The sequence below is a fragment of the Streptococcus sp. HMSC078H03 genome, assembly GCF_001808655.1.
Lineage (GTDB): Bacteria > Bacillota > Bacilli > Lactobacillales > Streptococcaceae > Streptococcus > Streptococcus salivarius_G.
In genome coordinates this window covers 184,330-202,089 of sequence record NZ_KV794093.1, presented here as the reverse complement: position 1 = coordinate 202,089, position 17,760 = coordinate 184,330, and the positions used below count along the sequence as shown (strand labels likewise).

19 protein-coding genes are annotated in these 17,760 nt (G+C 38.6%); 15 read left to right on the top strand and 4 right to left on the bottom strand.

Going from position 1 to position 17,760, the window contains the following annotated elements; genetic code table 11:
- A partial coding sequence (locus tag HMPREF2607_RS10755) for a hypothetical protein (protein WP_398584102.1) occupies positions 1-371 on the bottom strand: 371 nt, incomplete at its 3' end.
- 13 nt (positions 372-384) lie between these two features.
- Here HMPREF2607_RS10755 and HMPREF2607_RS04385 point away from each other — a divergent pair.
- The 6 genes from HMPREF2607_RS04385 to HMPREF2607_RS04360 all read left to right on the top strand — a co-directional run bounded on the left by HMPREF2607_RS04385 (position 385) and on the right by HMPREF2607_RS04360 (position 6,337).
- On the top strand, positions 385-1,275 hold the full coding sequence (locus HMPREF2607_RS04385) for a CAP domain-containing protein (protein WP_398584101.1): 891 nt from the start codon (positions 385-387) through the stop codon (positions 1,273-1,275).
- Positions 1,276-1,401: 126 nt separating this feature from the next.
- On the top strand, positions 1,402-2,172 hold the full coding sequence (locus HMPREF2607_RS04380; protein ID WP_070476105.1) for a DUF1003 domain-containing protein: 771 nt from the start codon (positions 1,402-1,404) through the stop codon (positions 2,170-2,172).
- Positions 2,153-3,043, top strand: coding sequence for an RNase adapter RapZ (gene rapZ / locus HMPREF2607_RS04375; protein ID WP_070476103.1), 891 nt, complete (start codon positions 2,153-2,155; stop codon positions 3,041-3,043). The genes HMPREF2607_RS04380 and rapZ overlap by 20 nt, the downstream gene beginning before the upstream one ends.
- Positions 3,040-4,014, top strand: a complete 975-nt coding sequence (locus HMPREF2607_RS04370; RefSeq protein WP_002891102.1) for a YvcK family protein — start codon at positions 3,040-3,042, stop codon at positions 4,012-4,014. The genes rapZ and HMPREF2607_RS04370 overlap by 4 nt, the downstream gene beginning before the upstream one ends.
- Positions 4,011-4,922, top strand: a complete 912-nt coding sequence (gene whiA, locus HMPREF2607_RS04365) for a DNA-binding protein WhiA (protein ID WP_004182012.1) — start codon at positions 4,011-4,013, stop codon at positions 4,920-4,922. The genes HMPREF2607_RS04370 and whiA overlap by 4 nt, the downstream gene beginning before the upstream one ends.
- Before the next feature lie 17 nt (positions 4,923-4,939).
- Positions 4,940-6,337, top strand: coding sequence for a C69 family dipeptidase (locus HMPREF2607_RS04360; RefSeq protein ID WP_070476101.1), 1,398 nt, complete (start codon positions 4,940-4,942; stop codon positions 6,335-6,337).
- A gap of 54 nt (positions 6,338-6,391) precedes the next feature.
- On the opposite strand, the gene HMPREF2607_RS04355 is transcribed toward HMPREF2607_RS04360, so the two are convergent.
- Positions 6,392-7,213 carry a PrsW family glutamic-type intramembrane protease gene (locus HMPREF2607_RS04355; protein WP_070476099.1) on the bottom strand — a complete coding sequence of 274 codons (822 nt, stop codon included), beginning with the start codon at positions 7,211-7,213 and terminating at the stop codon, positions 6,392-6,394.
- Between the two features lie 157 nt (positions 7,214-7,370).
- Between HMPREF2607_RS04355 and HMPREF2607_RS04350 the strand changes: the two genes are divergently transcribed.
- From HMPREF2607_RS04350 to HMPREF2607_RS04340, 3 genes are all read left to right on the top strand, one after another.
- Positions 7,371-8,915: a metal ABC transporter solute-binding protein, Zn/Mn family gene (locus HMPREF2607_RS04350; protein ID WP_070476094.1), complete on the top strand. Its 1,545-nt coding sequence runs from the start codon at positions 7,371-7,373 to the stop codon at positions 8,913-8,915.
- A gap of 218 nt (positions 8,916-9,133) precedes the next feature.
- Positions 9,134-9,532 (top strand): hypothetical protein, encoded by a 399-nt coding sequence (locus HMPREF2607_RS04345; protein ID WP_037597868.1) that lies wholly within the window; start codon positions 9,134-9,136, stop codon positions 9,530-9,532.
- A 145-nt stretch (positions 9,533-9,677) separates the two neighbouring features.
- Complete coding sequence (locus tag HMPREF2607_RS04340) at positions 9,678-9,989, top strand: hypothetical protein (RefSeq protein ID WP_070476092.1); 312 nt, start codon at positions 9,678-9,680, stop codon at positions 9,987-9,989.
- A 54-nt stretch (positions 9,990-10,043) separates the two neighbouring features.
- Here HMPREF2607_RS04340 and HMPREF2607_RS04335 read toward each other — a convergent pair whose 3' ends face one another.
- Positions 10,044-11,051: a YeiH family protein gene (locus HMPREF2607_RS04335; RefSeq protein ID WP_070476089.1), complete on the bottom strand. Its 1,008-nt coding sequence runs from the start codon at positions 11,049-11,051 to the stop codon at positions 10,044-10,046.
- Positions 11,052-11,223: 172 nt separating this feature from the next.
- Here HMPREF2607_RS04335 and HMPREF2607_RS04330 point away from each other — a divergent pair, with 172 nt between their 5' ends.
- Positions 11,224-11,937 (top strand): glycoside hydrolase family 73 protein, encoded by a 714-nt coding sequence (locus tag HMPREF2607_RS04330; RefSeq protein ID WP_064521226.1) that lies wholly within the window; start codon positions 11,224-11,226, stop codon positions 11,935-11,937.
- 93 nt (positions 11,938-12,030) lie between these two features.
- Here HMPREF2607_RS04330 and HMPREF2607_RS04325 read toward each other — a convergent pair whose 3' ends face one another.
- Positions 12,031-12,939: a LysR family transcriptional regulator gene (locus HMPREF2607_RS04325; protein ID WP_014634578.1), complete on the bottom strand. Its 909-nt coding sequence runs from the start codon at positions 12,937-12,939 to the stop codon at positions 12,031-12,033.
- Positions 12,940-13,146: 207 nt separating this feature from the next.
- Between HMPREF2607_RS04325 and glmS the strand changes: the two genes are divergently transcribed.
- The 5 genes from glmS to HMPREF2607_RS04300 all read left to right on the top strand — a co-directional run bounded on the left by glmS (position 13,147) and on the right by HMPREF2607_RS04300 (position 17,748).
- Positions 13,147-14,955, top strand: a complete 1,809-nt coding sequence (gene glmS / locus HMPREF2607_RS04320; RefSeq protein WP_070476086.1) for a glutamine--fructose-6-phosphate transaminase (isomerizing) — start codon at positions 13,147-13,149, stop codon at positions 14,953-14,955.
- A 117-nt stretch (positions 14,956-15,072) separates the two neighbouring features.
- Positions 15,073-15,405: a zinc ribbon domain-containing protein YjdM gene (locus HMPREF2607_RS04315; protein ID WP_002891088.1), complete on the top strand. Its 333-nt coding sequence runs from the start codon at positions 15,073-15,075 to the stop codon at positions 15,403-15,405.
- A gap of 199 nt (positions 15,406-15,604) precedes the next feature.
- Positions 15,605-16,246 (top strand): amino acid ABC transporter permease, encoded by a 642-nt coding sequence (locus tag HMPREF2607_RS04310; RefSeq protein WP_002891087.1) that lies wholly within the window; start codon positions 15,605-15,607, stop codon positions 16,244-16,246.
- Positions 16,247-16,254: 8 nt separating this feature from the next.
- On the top strand, positions 16,255-16,884 hold the full coding sequence (locus tag HMPREF2607_RS04305; protein WP_002891086.1) for an amino acid ABC transporter ATP-binding protein: 630 nt from the start codon (positions 16,255-16,257) through the stop codon (positions 16,882-16,884).
- Between the two features lie 12 nt (positions 16,885-16,896).
- Positions 16,897-17,748: an amino acid ABC transporter substrate-binding protein gene (locus HMPREF2607_RS04300; protein WP_070476083.1), complete on the top strand. Its 852-nt coding sequence runs from the start codon at positions 16,897-16,899 to the stop codon at positions 17,746-17,748.
- The last annotated feature ends 12 nt before the right edge of the window (positions 17,749-17,760 follow it).

Genomic DNA, 17,760 nt, shown 5'->3' with positions numbered 1-17,760 from the left:
ACTGTAGATTCAACTTCATCAGCAAGTTCAGAAGCAGCGTCAACTGTAGATTCAACGTCATCTGCAACCTCAGAAGCACCATCAACTGTTGACTCAACTTCATCAGCAAGTTCAGAAGTAGCGTCAACTGTAGATTCAACTTCGTCTGCAACTTCAGAAGCACCATCAACCGTTGATTCAACCTCTGCCACAACTTCAGATGCTGCTTCAACAGGTAATTCAACTTCAGAAGCGGCTTCAACTGGTAACTCAAGTTCTGCTGTAACGTCTGACTCTTCTTCAGCAGCAACTTCAGAGACAGGTTCAACATCAGAAACAAGTTCTGAAGCTCCTGAACTTGAAAAACCACCATATGCGCCTGAAACAAACATTGACTATGATAAGTTGCCAAAACCAACATTGCCACCAACAGATTATCGCATGTACTCAGATCCACGATTTGTAGATGACAACGGTACCTATTACTACCGTGTGGCTATGACTGATGAAGAAAATGCTCGTGGTATCGATGGTTACTACAAATGGGTTGATGGTAAGTGGAAACTCTACAATGGTACTGCCAATGATGACCCTGAGCTTGACCCAGACTTCCATAAACCAGCAGGAAACGATGAATACATGTACGATGACAACGCATCAAGTGTTAAATTGTATTCTGAAAATGTTGTTGGTACTGGTAAAGCAGGTGAAGCTTTGCCATTCCAAAATGTGGATGAATTCAAAGATTATGTTATTAAGAATTTTGCTCCAAAATTCTTAGATAATGCTGGCTGGGATTGTAATGTAACTTGGGAAATTGAAGATGTTGACAACTTCAACGCTTCTAAAGGCAGTGCTTGGGCACGTGACTATGTTATTACAGCTAATCTCAAGAGCGGTGTTGACGACAAAAAATATAGTGATGTTGAATTTGGTTATGTTAAATTTGTTTATCATGTAGAACCAACTGAAAACTCTGATTACGTTGAAGTGGACTCAGCTAAGGCTGCCTTTAATGAAATCAATGCGCAACGTACATCAGCTGGTTTACCAGCACTTACATGGTCTGATGATCTATACAATAGCACAACCCTTCCACATGCCAAAGATATTTCACACACTTACAGCAGTGATGGTATTGTTTATCGTCGTGAATCTGATGGTTCAGTTGTAGCCAATAAATGGTTGAGTAGTGGTATTCGTGAACTTCTCATGAGTCCAGATGCTACTCAAGCAGCAGTAGCTTGTGTTGTCGCTGGTGACGGTACTTACTACTGGACTTTAAATTACCAATAAGAAGAGTTTAAATTAATTGTCCCAACAATGGAGGAGTCTGAGGTTAGTCTTGGACTCTTTTCCTTTATCTATTGAACGTTTAAGCTTTCAATATGGTATAATAGAGCCTAGAAAGAAGGCGAAAATATGCAGGTTAAGAGAGTTCAGGATTATATCTCAAAAGAGTGGTTCGATGAAACCGATGGCTCCTATTTCGAACGTCTAAATAGTCGTTTGCAGGTGCTTTTGAAAAAAGATTACCCTGATTTACGAGGAAATGATTTTATTAGTAATATCAGCCTTTTAGACTATAGGTTAGTTTTTCTTGATGAAGTTATTTCTAATGCTAATGAGAAAAACGAACACGTTCGGGAAACTGTTCACGATGTCACCAAAAGTTTGTTGTACGAGGATCAGGATATCCAGGAACAATTGGATAGTAGAATTACTTTTGGCCAAAAAGTAGCGGATGAAGTGGCCCGGTTTGGTGGATCTTGGACTTTTATCTTGTCATTTGTTGCTTTTATGGCTATTTGGATGGGGCTGAATGTTGTTCAACCCTTTGGAATTGCCTTTGATAAATATCCATTTATTCTGTTGAATCTGGCCTTGTCTACTCTAGCGGCCGTTCAGGCACCATTGATTATGATGAGTCAGAATCGAGCATCGGATTACGACCGTTTACAAGCGCGTAACGACTATCACGTCAATACCCAGTCTAAGGAAGAAATCCGACTTTTGCATGAAAAAATTGACCACTTGGTTCAACAAGACCAATCAGATCTTCTGACAATTCAAAAATTGCAGACAGAAATGATTATGGGGGTTAGCCAACAAGTTGAGAAGATGTCAGACGATATTCGTGCCTTGAAAGAAGAAAGACTAGAAAGGGAGTCTCATGGGAACGAAAAAAATTAATTTAGTTGTTGTAACAGGGATGAGTGGTGCAGGTAAGACTGTAGCAATTCAATCTTTTGAGGATATTGGATACTTCACCATTGATAATATGCCACCCTCTTTGGTACCTAAGGTTATCGAATTGGTAAAACATAGTGAAGAGACAGATAAGATTGCTCTTGTCGTTGATATGCGTAGTCGCTTGTTCTTCGATGAGATCAACGATATTCTGGATAAATTGGAAAGTAATGAGGAACTTAATTTCAAGATTCTATTCTTGGATGCCACGGATGGTGAATTGGTTTCTCGTTATAAAGAGACACGTCGTAGCCACCCATTAGCGGCAGATGGCCGTGTTTTGGATGGCATCAAGTTAGAGCGTGAGCTTTTGTCACCGCTTAAGAGTTTGAGTCAAAACGTGGTAGATACGACAGAATTGACTCCACGCCAACTGCGTAAGGCTATTTCTGAACAGTTCTCATCTGAACAAGACCAATCTTCTTTCCGTATTGAAGTTTTGAGTTTTGGTTTTAAATATGGATTGCCATTGGATGCAGACCTGGTTTTTGATGTCCGTTTCTTGCCAAACCCTTATTATGATCCTGCACTTCGCAACCTCACAGGTTTGGATAAAGAGGTTTTTGATTATGTCATGAAACATGAGGAATCAGAAGAGTTTTACAATCATTTGACACAGCTTATCAAACCAATCTTGCCTGGCTACAAGAAAGAAGGTAAGTCTGTTCTTACCATTGCTGTTGGGTGTACTGGTGGTCAACACCGTAGTGTAGCCTTTGCACATCGTCTGGCTCAAGATTTGAAAAATGATTGGACAGTCAATGAAACACATCGTGATAAGGATCGACGTAAGGAGACAGTGAATCGTTCATGAAAAAACCAAGAATTACAGTAATAGGTGGGGGAACTGGTATCCCAGTCATTCTTCGTAGTTTGCGTCATAAGGATGTTGATATCACTGCTGTGGTAACTGTAGCTGATGATGGCGGTTCTTCGGGAGATTTGCGTGATATCATGCAACTGACACCTCCAGGGGATTTGCGTAATGTTTTGGTAGCTATGAGTGATATGCCTAAACTTTATGAAAGAGTTTTCCAATATCGTTTTGATAAAACCGATGGTGCTTTGGCTGGTCATCCACTCGGAAATTTAATCATCGCTGGAATTTCAGAAATGCAGGGATCTACCTATAATGCCATGCAGCTTCTGACGAAGTTCTTCCACGTTACAGGAAAAATTTATCCTGCTAGTGAGACAGCTTTGACGCTTCATGCCGTTTTTCAAGATGGTCATGAAGTAGCAGGGGAGAGTAGTATTGCCCAGTATGATGGCATGATTGAACGCGTTTATGTGACCAATACCTATAATGACGAAGAGCCTAAGGCCAGTCGTAAGGTTGTTGATGCTATTATGAATAGTGATATGATTGTTTTAGGTCCTGGATCTCTTTATACATCGATTTTGCCCAACCTAGTTATACCAGAGATTCGTCAGGCTCTTATCGAGACCAAGGCTGATGTGACTTACATTTGTAATATTATGACTCAGTACGGAGAAACTGAACAATTCTCAGATGCCGACCATGTGGCTGTTCTTAATCGTCATCTTGGCTCTGATGTGATTGACAATGTCCTAGTTAATATTAAGAAAGTACCTAAGGAATACATGGCTAGTAATAAATTTGATGAATACCTTGTTCAGGTTGAGCATGATTTTGAGGGCTTACGTCGTGAAGCTAAAACAGTTGTGTCTTCTAATTTTCTGCGACTTGAAAATGGTGGTGCCTTCCACCATGGTGACTTGGTAGTGGATGAGCTCATGCACCTAGTGAGGAACAAGTCATGAGTTTTACGATTAAGGTTAAAGAAGAGATAATTGCTGCTTCAAGCAAAGACAAGGCTGAGTTGTCAGCATTGATTAAGATGTCTGGTTCGGTTGGATTGACTAATCAAGGCTTGACTCTTTCCATCTCAACAGAAAATGCAAAGATTGCGCGACATATCTACCAATTAATGGAAAGTCGTTATCAGAGTAATCCTGAATTGAGACATCACAACAAGACCAATCTCAAGAAAAATCGTGTTTACACGGTTTTTGTCGCTGACCATGTCAATGATATTTTGTCTGATTTACAATTGGCGGATTCTTTCTTTGGCTTTGAAACAGGTATTGAAACATCAGTAATGGAAGATGACGAAGCTGGAAGGTCCTATTTACGAGGCGCTTTTTTGGCGACTGGAACAGTACGTGATCCTGAAAAAGGTCGTTATCAATTAGAAATTTTTTCCGTTTACCAAGACCACGCAGAGGATTTAGCTTCTCTCATGAAAAAATTTATGCTCGATGCTAAGGTTTTGAGTCATAAAAATGGGTTTGTGACCTATCTTCAAAAAGCTGAGGACATTATGGATTTTCTCCTTGTTATTGGCGCAATGAACTCTAAGGATACCTTCGAAGAGGTCAAAATTATGCGAGAAACCAGAAATGATCTGAATCGTGCCAATAATGCGGAAACAGCCAATATTGCTAGAACGATTAGTGCTAGCATGAAAACAATTAATAATATTATCAAGATTATGGATACGGTTGGCTTGGAAATTTTACCGGTGGAGCTGCGCCAAATTGCCCAACTCCGTATTGCCAACCCAGATTACTCTATCCAGCAGATCGCAGATAGTATAGAACCTCCTCTGACCAAGAGTGGTGTTAACCATCGTCTCAGAAAAATCAATAAGATTGCGGACGATTTGTAAGTAGAAAGGAAGCTTTTATGGCTTGTACAACGATTTTAGTAGGTAAGAAAGCCTCATATGACGGCTCTACCATGATTGCACGTACTGAGGATTCTCAATCAGGCGTTTTTACGCCCAAAGAATTTCTCGTCGTGACCCCTGAAGACCAACCACGTCATTACCAGTCTGTGCTTAGCAATTTTTCAATTGATTTGCCAGATAATCCTCTACGTTATACTTCTGTCCCAGATGCGCTTGGGAAAGACGGTATTTGGGGCGAAGCTGGTATTAACTCAGCTAATGTTGCCATGAGTGCAACAGAAACAATCACGACCAATGCGCGTGTTCTCGGCGCTGATCCTCTTGTTAAAGATGGTTTTGGAGAAGAGGATATGTTGACTTTGGTCTTGCCATATATCAAGACGGCGCGTGAAGGTGTCCTTCGTTTGGGGCAACTCCTTGAAACTTACGGAACTTACGAGTCAAATGGTATTGCTTTTTCAGACACTGAAGAAATTTGGTGGTTGGAAACAATTGGTGGTCACCATTGGATTGCAAGACGTGTTCCAGACGATGCCTATGTTACTAACCCAAACCAACTTGGTATCGATCACTATGAGTTTGAAAATCCAGACGACTATCTTGCCTCACCAGACATTCGAGCTTTTATTAATAAACATCACTTGGATTTGACTTATTCTAATGAACACTTTAATCCACGTTATGCTTTTGGTAGCCAACGAGATAAGGACCGTCATTATAATACACCACGCGCTTGGGCTATGCAGAAATTTTTGAACCCAGAAAAAGACTATGATCCAAAATCATTCTTTATTCCATGGTGCCAAAAACCATACCGCAAAATTACAGTTGAAGATGTTAAATACGTTTTGAGTCTTCATTACCAAGATACGCCTTATGACCCTTATGGACCTCAAGGAGATGCGGTAAGTCAACGCCAATTCCGTCCAATCGGTATTAACCGTACAAGTCAAACAGCTCTCTTGCAAATGCGTCCTAACAAACCAGCAGAAACAACTGGTATTCAGTGGTTAGCCTATGGATCAATGCCATTCGGTACAATGGTGCCATTCTGGACTCAGGTAGGAACAACACCTGCTTATTTCCGTCAAACAACTGATAAAGTAGATACAGGCAATTTCTACTGGAGTAATCGCTTGATTGCTGCTATCTGTGATCCTCATTTCCAACAGCATGAGGCTGATTTGGATGCTTATGTAGAAACAACGATGGCTCTTGGCCATGCTATGATTAATCATGTCGACAATGCTTTAGCAAATGGTGAGAGTATTGATTTTGAATCTGAAAATCAAAAAATTAGTGATAAGATTCAGTCAGAAACAGATAAACTATTGGCAAAAGTCTTAGATGATGCAAGTAATTTGATGACCAATCGTTTTTCTATGAGTGATTAAAGTTATCAAAAAAACCTTTCCAATTTTATGGAAAGGTTTTTTCGTAGTCTAACCTTACTTGTTTTCTTCATCCAGTTTCGAGAGAATCTGATAAAGTGTAATGAAAAAGAAAAGATTGACTGAAATGAGAAGGCCTGATGCCCATGGCAAATCGCTTTCTAAATTTCGAAGAGGTGAATTCCAAGCAAAGTGTGCCGCAAAAGCACCGCAAGCATAAAGAATACCAATAAGACCGTACTTGGAATTAATGAGTTTTTGACGTGAACGCCATATAAGGACTAGCCCCATAGCAAGGAAGGACGTGTAAAGCCAGTGAGACGATACAGCACCAATAGTTCGACCAAGAATCCCTGAAACCGTATAAGAAAAACCATCAGGCAAATCTGAAAGAATATAGGAGAAGTCTTCACTAATCTGGAAGCCAAGACCTGCCGTAATAGCGACAAGCAAGAGCCCCTTGTAACTTTTTGTTGGCACCATATAGATAGCATAGAGAAAAGCAGCTAGTTTGAGGGGTTCTTCAACTAGGGGAGCCATAAGAGCGTCCTCAAAGCGGTAGAAGAAACTCTTTGAAGAAAGATGAGCAGTCACCCAGTCGTGAGAAATGGTATTGGCATAACCAGCTATCCATCCTGTAATAAAGACTCCACCAATTAGAGCAAATATGAGAACAAGTGGTTTCACCTGCCATCTCTTGCCTAAGTATCGAACCAGAAATATTCCTGGTAGGATATAACATAAGGCAATTAGTGTTGATAGTCCAATAATACCATATGCTGAACCAGACAAGGCACCTGAGGTGTATGATTGCGTATCATAAGTCAGGCCAATGGATGAAAGCAATAAAAAAAGATATAGGATTAATTTTCGAAACATGTATAACCTACTTTCCAAATGATATTTCCAGTATATCAAATAATTCTTTCTCGTCGAAATATTTCATTTTTTTTATTTTAGGACTTGCAAAATAAATGAAGTGTGATATACTTAACCAGTAAACTATTAACTGGTTAAGTATTTTGAAAGGAATATCATGAAAAAGAAACGCATTTTTGGCCTAGCAGGAATAGCAGCAGTTGTTTTAGCTGCTGGTGCAGGTATTTATTATACGACTAGTCACCACGGTTCAAAAGGAAATAGCGACTTGAAGGTTGTGACCAGCTTTTACCCTGTTTATGAATTTACAAAGCAGGTTGTTGGCGATGAGGGAGAGGTGTCTTATCTTATTCCCGCTGGTAGTGAAGCCCACGATTTTCAACCATCTACTAAGAATGTCGCTGACATTGAAAAAGCAGACACTTTTGTCTACCTAAATGAAAATATGGAAACCTGGGTTCCAAAAGTTGAAAAGTCTATCAACACTAAAAATACAAAAATCATTAAGGCAAGTCAAGGCATGGTTCTCTTACCTGGAACAGAGGAAGAAGATCATGATCACGGTGGAGAAGAGCATCACCACGAATATGATCCTCATGTTTGGCTCTCACCTAAACGTTCTCAAAAATTAGTTGAAACTATTAGGGACGGTTTGATTGCTCAACATCCAGATAAAAAAGCAGTCTTTACAACCAATGCCGAGAAATACCTTAAAAAATTAAAGACTTTGGATAAGGAGTATACTGAAGCCTTCAGTCAAGCGAAACAGAAAAGTTTTGTTACCCAGCACTCAGCTTTTGCCTACCTTGCTTTAGATTACGGTTTGACACAAGTACCAATTTCTGGTGTATCAGCTGAATCTGATCCATCTGCAAAACGTATCGCTAGCCTTTCTAAGTATGTCAAAGAATATGACATTAACTATATCTACTTTGAGGAAAATGCTTCAAGTAGCGTTGCCAAAACCTTAGCTAATGAAGTAGGTGTTAAGACAGCAGTTTTAAATCCAATTGAATCACTAACTAAGGAACAGTTGAAAAAAGGTGAAGATTATGTCAGTGTTATGACTGAGAATCTTAAAAACCTTCGTTTAACAACAGATGTTGAAGGTAAAGCTATCCAACCTGAAACAGGAAGCGATGATAAGAAAACAGTCCAAAATGGTTACTTTGATGACAAAGATGTCAAAGATAGGGAACTTTCTGATTGGTCTGGTGAATGGCAATCGGTCTATCCTTACCTCCAAGATGGTACTTTAGATCAAGTATTTGAATACAAAGCTCTATTGAATAAGGATAAAACCGCACAAGAGTATAAAGAGTACTACACTAAGGGCTATCAAACAGATGTTTCTAAAATTGCTATTGATGGTAAAAAGATGACCATGACTTTTACAAAGAATGATGGAAGTAGCGTGACACACACTTATCGTTATGATGGTTATAAGATTTTGACTTATGCTTCTGGTAAAAAAGGTGTCCGTTATCTCTTCACAGCAACTGACAGTCAAGCTGCAGATAACCCTTACCAATATGTCCAATTTTCAGATCATCAAATAGATCCAACAACTTCAGCACATTTCCATATTTTCTTCGGAAATAGTAGCCAAGATGAGATTCTAAAAGAGATGGACAATTGGCCAACTTACTATCCTGAAAAACTTAGTGGCTTGGAAATTGCACAAGAAATGGTTAGTCATTAATACTAGAATTGCACTCATTCGTGAGTGTTTTTCTTTTTTTAAAAAATCTTTCATTTCTTAAACTCTTAGAAAATCACTAGTGTCATTATTTTTAAATAGAAATTTAAAGCATGGTATTTTTTCTAAAAAAATCCTGTAAAAAATTAAATAATTACTACATTTTTTCATTCTTTAGTGGTACAATAATAGTACGATTTTCAGATGACCAGGAGAGACCCATGAACCAGTATTTAGTAGCGATACATTATATTCAACTGCTTCAAGCAGAACTCGATATTCTAAATCATGATGCACGTTTGCTTTTTGATTTAAAGATTGAACCCAATCTTGCTAAACGAGAGCTTGCTGACTTGAAAGTATCCCTATCTAAATTATCTGACAAAAACCTTTATATCGAAGGTACAATCTGGTATCAACCAAGTTTGTTTGCAATCATTGATCAAAATTTAGGGGTTATTGATGACTGGCTCAAGGAATTAGATGACTTCTTTGAATTTACCTATAGTACAACAGTTTTCACTGTTTTGAAAGAAAATGAAAATCGAAGTTACGACTTATTACTTGGTCTCTATAGCCGTCTTGAATACATTATCTCAGAAATAAAAAATAGCCGTTAGATGACTAACGGCTTTTAGTATATAGAAAAATATAGGTTCTGTTTTAAATATCAAATAATTTGACAAAATACCCAAATGTGTGTAAAATAAAATTTGAAAATACTCTAATAAAAATAATGTTAAGTTAAAGGAAGATAACAATTAAGTGAGTAAACAGGGGTTGAAATTGGGGGCTTTTGTTAAATATTATTTGGTGAGCCTTGCGTCACTGAGCTTTTTATGTCTTATTTTGTATGGGCTATATTCTTTAAATGGGCTCATTCCTTTTGCTCTAGACAGAACTTCAAGTCTTGAAGTTAAGCATTATTCAGGGCAGACTACATCTTCAATAAAACAAGATGGTGATTATAAGGTTCAGGATATTAGTGGTGAAACCAAAAGCTACAATGTTGATTTGAAAGTAACAAACGATGGGGACAAGGTTATTCAAACCTATGTCTTTGAGTATAAAAAATGATTCTATAATAAAAACTCACAAACTTAGCAAGATTGTGAGTTTTTTAGATGTCTTTTACCAAAGCCCTAATAGCTTTTGCATGAGAAGAGAAGCAAGACTGATTAATAACCAACAAACTCCTCCCACTAGAAGTGCTGAGCCTCCTTTAGTGATTAGTTGTTTGAGATTTGTTTGGAAACCAATAGCTGCCATGGCCATAATAATCATAAATTTCGAAAGGTCTTTTAAAGGTGAAAAGACGGCAGGTGTTACACCGAGTGACATTGAAACAGTTGTAATCAGTGAGGCCAAAAGGAACCAAAGGATAAAGTTAGGCACTGCTTTGGCTAGCGAGAATGCTTCCTTTGTATTATCCTTTCGCGACTGCCATACAGAAAGCCCAAGAGTTATAGGGATGATAGCAAGTGTTCGTGTCAACTTAACAATTGTTGCCTGCTCTAGAATGGATGTTCCATGTAAGCTATCCCAGGAACTAGCTGTAGCAGTTACAGAAGAAGTATCGTTGACAGCTGTTCCAGCAAATATGGCAAAGCCTTGATTGCTAAGTCCCAACCAGGATCCCAAGTGAGGGAAGAGTAGAGCTGCTAAGATGTTGAAAAAGAAAATTACAGAGATTGCTGTTGCAATAGATTCATCTTTAGCCTTGATTACAGGAGCAGTTGCAGCGATAGCAGATCCCCCACAAATAGAAGAACCAACACCTACTAAAGTAGCAATTTCACTATCTAACTTGAACATGCGATGAACGGCATAAGCAGTAAGCAGTGCCGTAGTAATAGTTACTAGAATAATGGGAAGTGATGTTACGCCAACCTTAAAGACTTGGGAAAGATTTAGTCCAAATCCAAGAAGAATAACAGCGTATTGTAATACTTTTTTAGAAGTGAATTGCATTCCTGCTTTAAATTTCTGAGAATCTCTTAGAATAATTCCTAGCAGAAGTCCTATAAATAAACCAAGGACAGGCCCACCAATAATAGGGAACAAGTTTCCAAGGAACCATGCTAGGAGAGATATAAGTATTGCAATACTTAATCCTGGTAAGAATTCTTTTATTTTCATTCATTTATCTCCTTAAAATTTGACTATATTATAGCTTATTATAAATATGATGTAAAGGTGACATTTGCTTTATTTATCAGGGAAAATGGGTCTGAAAGTTGCGACTTGTCAGTTTTTCTGATAGAATAGTATTAAAATATTATAATTGAAAATCTTATGAAGGAAGGGTTGTATGTATCGTCATTTAAAGAAGTATATGATTTTTATCGTGGGAGCTTTTATGTGTTCACTTTTTTTGGTTCTAGCTTTTACAACAGATAGAAAAAATGATAACAGTGTTAATGCTAAAGCTGAAGCTGCCTACAATCAAACTACGACGGCTTTTATTGATAGTATCGGAGAGACTGCGAGACAGATTGGTCAAGATTACAATATCTATGCTTCTGTTCTAATTGCTCAAGCTATTCTGGAATCAAATTCAGGTCAGTCAGGTCTGAGTCAAGCTCCTTATTACAACTTCTTTGGGATTAAGGGCTCTTATAATGGAAACTCCGTTACTATGCGTACTTGGGAAGATGACGGTACAGGAAAGACTTATGAGATTGATGAACCCTTCCGTTCTTATGGAAGTCTGAGTGATTCCCTAGCAGATTATGCTGCTTTGATGACGTCATCTACTTATGCAGGTACTTGGAAATCAAATACAAGTAGTTATGCAGATGCCACTCAGGCACTGACAGGGACTTATGCTACAGATAGTCTTTACGCTTCTAAATTAAATAGCATTATTGCATACTATGGGTTGACTGCCTATGATCAAGCTCCAGTTACCCAAGCAACTGGTTCAACAAGTGGCCTTGTTTGGAACAGCTATAGAGGCTCATACACAGATGCTGATACCTTATCTATAGATGAAGCTTGGGCAAGCTATAAAAATTATAAATAATGATGAGAGTCGAAAGGCTCTTTTTTGTGCTTTCAATTGGATAGTTTTGGCGATAAAAAGTCCCCAACATTATGTGCTGGGGACTAACATCTATTAGTTGTCAAAAGTGACTTCTTTAACGAGGTTATCAAGGAATTTTTCTCCCATTTTAGAGAGGGTTGCCTTTTCATGCTTCAAGTAAACAATATCAATTTCATCATCAATATCAAGCGGGATAGAGACAATGTTATCACCATTCAGATTACTATTTAAAATACCTGTAGCAATGGTGTAACCATCCAAACCAATTAATAGGTTGAAGAGTGTCGCGCGGTCTGAAACCACGATAGACTTTTTATGGGGAATCTGCGAGAGAATCTCTTCAGAATAGTAGAAGGAATTATGAATCCCCTGATCATAGCTAAGGTATGGGAATTCCTCTAAATCTTCTAAAGAGACAACTTCATGCTTAGCCAAGGGATTTGACTTGCTGACAAAGATATGCGGTCTAGCTTTGAAGAGACTGGTATATGTGAGACGGTTGTCGTCAAACATCTTAGTCAAGACATCTCGGTTATAGCTGTTAAGGAAGAGAACACCAATTTCTGAACGGAAGTTTTTAACGTCTTCAATAATTTCGTAAGTACGTGTTTCACGTAAGAAGAGCTCGTAACGTGTCATATCAGCTCTCTTAAGAAGTGAGACGAAGGCATTGACAACAAAAGCGTAGTGTTGAGAGGAAACACTAAACAATTCACGTGTCTCTGTGTGACTCTTGTAGCGTTCTTCCAAGAGATTCGTTTGTTCCACTACCTGACGGGCATAAGAGAGAAATTCAACGCCATCCTTGGTTAAGGTGATTCCCTTAGGGTTACGGATAAAGATATCAATTCCCATTTCTCTTTCCAAGTCACGAACAGCATTTGAAAGACTTGGTTGTGTGATGAAAAGTTGTTTTGCAGCTTCATTCATTGAGCCGGTTTCGACGATTTTGATAATATAATGTAATTGTTGAATTCGCATAGCCTTATTATAGCATATTTTAAGGATTATTCCTTAGGATAAGAGGCGAGTAAAAGGTCTTTTTAGGACTATACCAATTTTTATACTTGACATTGTCAAATATATGCAATATACTGTCCTCGTTAAGCTTTTTAAAGAGCTTATTGACTATACCAATTTTAAATGAAGGAGACATGACCTCTTTGATTTGAGGTTATTATTAAAAATATGTGTGGAATTGTTGGTGTTGTAGGTAACACAAATGCAACTGATATCTTGATTCAAGGACTTGAAAAGCTAGAATACCGTGGTTATGATTCAGCTGGTATCTTTGTAGCTGGTGCTACATCTAGTCAATTGGTTAAGGCTGTTGGCCGTATTGCGGAACTTGCTGCTAAAACTGAAGGAGTAGAAGGTACAGCAGGTATCGGACATACTCGTTGGGCGACTCACGGGAAACCAACAGAGGACAATGCTCACCCACACCGCTCAGAAACAGAACGTTTCGTTTTGGTTCACAATGGTGTTATTGAAAACTATCTTGAAATTAAGGAAGAATACCTTGCTGGTCACCATTTCAAAGGTCAAACTGATACTGAAATTGCAGTTCACTTGATTGGAAAATTCGTTGAAGAAGATGGTTTGTCAACTCTTGAAGCATTCAAGAAAGCTCTTCACATTATCCGTGGATCATATGCCTTTGCCCTCATGGATTCTGAAGATGCCTCAACAATTTACGTTGCAAAAAACAAATCACCACTTTTGATTGGTCTTGGTGATGGCTATAACATGGTCTGCTCAGATGCCATGGCTATGATTCGCGAAACTAATCAATACATGGAAATTCACGATCAAGAGTTAGTTATCGTGAAAGCTGATAGTGTTGAAGTTCAAGATTATGATGGCAATGTAAAAGAACGTGATAGCTATACAGCTGAACTTGACCTATCTGATATTGGTAAAGGCACTTACCCTTACTACATGCTCAAAGAAATCGATGAGCAACCAACAGTGATGCGTAAGCTTATCCAAGCCTACACAGATGACAAGGGGCAAGTGACTGTAGATGCTGATATTATCAAGGCTGTTCAAGAGGCTGATCGTATCTATATCCTTGCAGCAGGAACATCATATCATGCTGGTTTTGCTTCTAAGAAGATGCTAGAAGAGTTAACAGATACACCAGTTGAGCTTGGTATTTCTTCTGAGTGGGGTTATGGTATGCCACTCCTTAGCAAGAAACCTCTCTTTGTCTTTATTAGTCAATCAGGTGAAACAGCAGATAGCCGTCAGGTGCTTGTTAAAGCTAACGAATTAGGTATTCCAAGTTTGACAGTTACAAACGTTCCGGGATCTACTCTTTCTCGTGAAGCTGACCACACAATGCTTCTTCATGCTGGACCAGAAATTGCCGTGGCTTCTACAAAAGCTTATACTGCTCAGATTGCAGCTCTTGCCTTCTTGGCTAAAGCAGTCGGTGAAGCGAATGGTAATGAAAAAGCTAAAGCATTTGACTTGGTACATGAATTGTCACTTGTAGCACAATCTATCGAATCAACACTTTCTGAAAAAGAAGTTATTGACGAGAAAGTGGCAGCTCTTCTTGCAGAAACTCGTAACGCTTTCTATATTGGTCGTGGTCAAGATTACTATGTTGCTATGGAAGCTAGTCTTAAATTGAAAGAAATTTCATATATCCAATGTGAAGGCTTCGCAGCGGGTGAGTTGAAGCACGGAACTATCGCTTTGATTGAAGATGGTACACCTGTTATTGCCCTCTTGTCAGATCCTGTTCTTGCTAGCCATACTCGTGGTAATATTCAAGAGGTGGCTGCACGTGGTGCTAATGTGTTGACCATTTCTGAAGAAAATGTTGCTAAGGAAGGCGATGATATTGTTCTCAATAATGTTCACCCTTACTTGTCACCAATTTCTATGGTCGTACCAACACAATTGATTGCTTATTTTGCAACTCTTCACCGTGGACTTGACGTTGATAAACCACGTAACTTGGCTAAATCAGTTACTGTTGAATAAAAATACTAACATCTCTTACAATGTAAGGGATGTTGTTTGTTTTTATCGTTTTCACCCTTGCTTAATTAGGCAATCTAAAGTAGAATAGTATCTATATCACAATCTTAGGAGAGAATTATGTCATTACCAAATTGTCCAAAATGTAACTCAGAGTATGTTTATGAAGATGGAATCTTGCTTGTATGTCCTGAATGTGCCTATGAGTGGGATCCAAACGAAGTTGCAGAAGAAGAAGGACTTGTGGTTCTTGATAGCAATGGCACACGTCTTGCTGACGGTGACACTGTTACAGTTATCAAAGATTTGAAAGTTAAAGGTGCGCCAAAAGATATTAAACAAGGCACACGTGTTAAAAATATTCGTTTGGTTGAAGGTGACCACAATATTGATTGTAAGATTGATGGTTTTGGTGCTATGAAACTTAAATCTGAATTTGTTAAGAAAATCTAAATAAGCTTTAGGGATGCTAGACTTAAGTATGGTTTGTTTCTTAGAAACGATTATTTAAGTCTCTCAGGAGTGTGACTATGAACTCATTTTGAAAAATGGGTCTAGTTGCACTCCTTTTTACTATTTTCAAAATCTTATATCATTTTTTTAAATAATTTGGTATAATATTCAACAATACTAAATAATTATAGGAGTTTATATGTCATACGTTTTGGAAGTATTACCAGCCCTTTTGAACGGTGCGGTAGTCACACTTCAAGTATTCTTCATTGTTATCGTACTGTCGATTCCATTAGGGATTGTACTTGCTTTCTTAATGCAGATTAAATTCAAACCTTTAAATTGGTTACTAACCCTTTACGTTTGGATTATGCGTGGAACACCCCTCCTTTTACAATTGATCTTTGTTTATTACGTTCTTCCGAGTGTTGGGATTGTCTTTGACCGTCTGCCAGCTGCTATTCTTGCTTTTACGCTTAATTATGCAGCTTATTTCGCAGAGATTTTCCGTGGAGGAATCTTGGCTATTCCGAAAGGACAATACGAAGCAGCGAAAATGCTTAAACTTAGTCCTTTCCAAACTATCCGCTACATTATCCTTCCTCAGGTGGTCAAGATTGTCTTGCCAAGTATTTTTAACGAGATTATCAACTTGGTTAAGGATTCATCATTGGTTTATGTGCTTGGGGTTGGAGACCTTCTTTTGGAAAGTCGTACCGCTGCGAACCGCGATGCGACCCTAGCACCGATGTTTGTGGCTGGAGCTATCTATCTTATCCTTGTGGGTGTGGTGACTGTGGCTTCGAAACACATCGAAAAGAAATTCAACTATTATAAATAGGAGACCTTATGTTAGAATTAAAAAATATTTCCAAGCAATTTGGTCAACACAAAATCTTTGATAACTATAACCTAACTGTCGAAGAAGGGAAAATCTTAGCTATTGTCGGACCATCTGGTGGTGGTAAAACGACTCTCTTGCGTATGCTAGCAGGACTTGAAACCATTGATTCAGGGCAAATTATTTATGAAAATGAAGAGATTCCTTTGGATCAGATGGAAAGTCGTAACTTGCTAGGTTTTGTCTTCCAAGATTTCCAACTGTTTCCGCACTTGACAGTCTTAGACAATCTAACGCTTTCACCAATTAAGACGATGGGAATGTCTAAGGAAGATGCCCAGAAAAAAGCTCAAGCCCTACTTGATCGTTTAGGTCTTGGAGCTCACGGAAATGCTTATCCTTACTCTCTTTCTGGGGGACAAAAACAACGTGTTGCATTTGCGCGTGCTATGATGATTGATCCGAAAATTGTCGGCTATGATGAACCAACGTCAGCTCTTGACCCTGAGTTGCGTCAAGAAGTTGAAAAATTGATTTTGCAGAATCGTGAGACTGGGATTACGCAAATCGTTATTACTCACGATATGCAGTTTGCACAACATATCGCCGATGAGATTGTCACTATCAATCCAAAATAGTGAGGATTTTCCATGAAAAAAATAGTAAAAACGATTTTGCTAGGTTGTCTTGTCGTCTTGCCTTTGTTTGCGCTATCGGCTTGTAGCTCGCGCTCACATTTTGCAACTCAGAAAGACCAGTGGCAAACCTATACCAAAGAAAAGAAAATCAAAATTGGTTTTGATGCGACCTTTGTTCCTATGGGATTTGAGGAAAAGGATGGTAGCTATGTTGGTTTTGATATTGATCTTGCCACTGCAGTTTTTAAATTGTACGGTATTGATGTCGAATGGCAGGCTATTGACTGGGATATGAAGGAAACTGAACTGAAGAATGGGACAATTGACCTTATTTGGAATGGTTACTCAGTCACGGATGAGCGTAAGCAGTCTGCAGACTTTACAGAGCCTTATATGGTCAATGAACAAGTGCTGGTAACCAAAAAGTCATCAGGTATTGATTCTGTTTCAGGAATGTCTGGTAAGACCTTGGGTGCTCAAGCAGGTTCATCTGGATATGATGCTTTCAATGCTTCTCCAAAAATTTTGAAGGATATCGTTGCTAACCAAAAAGCAGTCCAATATTCAACCTTTACTCAAGCTTTGATTGACCTTGATAGTGGACGTATTGACGGTCTATTGATTGACCGTGTGTATGCTAATTACTACTTAGAAAAATCAGGAGTTCTGAATCAGTATAATGTCATGCCTGCTGGTTACGAGGGTGAAAGCTTTGCTGTAGGTGCTCGTAAGGCAGATAAGACATTGATTAAAAAAATCAATCAAGGATTTAGAACCCTTTATAAAAATGGAGAATTCCAAAAGATTTCTGACAAATGGTTTGGTGAAGATGTTGCCACCGACCAAGTTAAAGGGAAAAAATAGAAGGATAACAAC

Excerpts from the sequence above, each read along its gene's own strand:
- HMPREF2607_RS04310 (WP_002891087.1), top strand. The coding sequence starts at position 15,605 with ATGTCATACGTTTTGGAAGTATTACCAGCCCTTTTGAACGGTGCGGTA.
- HMPREF2607_RS04380 (WP_070476105.1), top strand. The coding sequence starts at position 1,402 with ATGCAGGTTAAGAGAGTTCAGGATTATATCTCAAAAGAGTGGTTCGAT.
- HMPREF2607_RS04330 (WP_064521226.1), top strand. The coding sequence starts at position 11,224 with ATGTATCGTCATTTAAAGAAGTATATGATTTTTATCGTGGGAGCTTTT.
- HMPREF2607_RS04315 (WP_002891088.1), top strand. The coding sequence starts at position 15,073 with ATGTCATTACCAAATTGTCCAAAATGTAACTCAGAGTATGTTTATGAA.
- HMPREF2607_RS04305 (WP_002891086.1), top strand. The coding sequence starts at position 16,255 with ATGTTAGAATTAAAAAATATTTCCAAGCAATTTGGTCAACACAAAATC.
- rapZ (WP_070476103.1), top strand. The coding sequence starts at position 2,153 with ATGGGAACGAAAAAAATTAATTTAGTTGTTGTAACAGGGATGAGTGGT.
- HMPREF2607_RS04355 (WP_070476099.1), bottom strand. The coding sequence starts at position 7,213 with ATGTTTCGAAAATTAATCCTATATCTTTTTTTATTGCTTTCATCCATT.
- HMPREF2607_RS04360 (WP_070476101.1), top strand. The coding sequence starts at position 4,940 with ATGGCTTGTACAACGATTTTAGTAGGTAAGAAAGCCTCATATGACGGC.
- glmS (WP_070476086.1), top strand. The coding sequence starts at position 13,147 with ATGTGTGGAATTGTTGGTGTTGTAGGTAACACAAATGCAACTGATATC.
- HMPREF2607_RS04300 (WP_070476083.1), top strand. The coding sequence starts at position 16,897 with ATGAAAAAAATAGTAAAAACGATTTTGCTAGGTTGTCTTGTCGTCTTG.
- HMPREF2607_RS04335 (WP_070476089.1), bottom strand. The coding sequence starts at position 11,051 with ATGAAAATAAAAGAATTCTTACCAGGATTAAGTATTGCAATACTTATA.
- HMPREF2607_RS04345 (WP_037597868.1), top strand. The coding sequence starts at position 9,134 with ATGAACCAGTATTTAGTAGCGATACATTATATTCAACTGCTTCAAGCA.
- whiA (WP_004182012.1), top strand. The coding sequence starts at position 4,011 with ATGAGTTTTACGATTAAGGTTAAAGAAGAGATAATTGCTGCTTCAAGC.
- HMPREF2607_RS04370 (WP_002891102.1), top strand. The coding sequence starts at position 3,040 with ATGAAAAAACCAAGAATTACAGTAATAGGTGGGGGAACTGGTATCCCA.
- HMPREF2607_RS04325 (WP_014634578.1), bottom strand. The coding sequence starts at position 12,939 with ATGCGAATTCAACAATTACATTATATTATCAAAATCGTCGAAACCGGC.
- HMPREF2607_RS04350 (WP_070476094.1), top strand. The coding sequence starts at position 7,371 with ATGAAAAAGAAACGCATTTTTGGCCTAGCAGGAATAGCAGCAGTTGTT.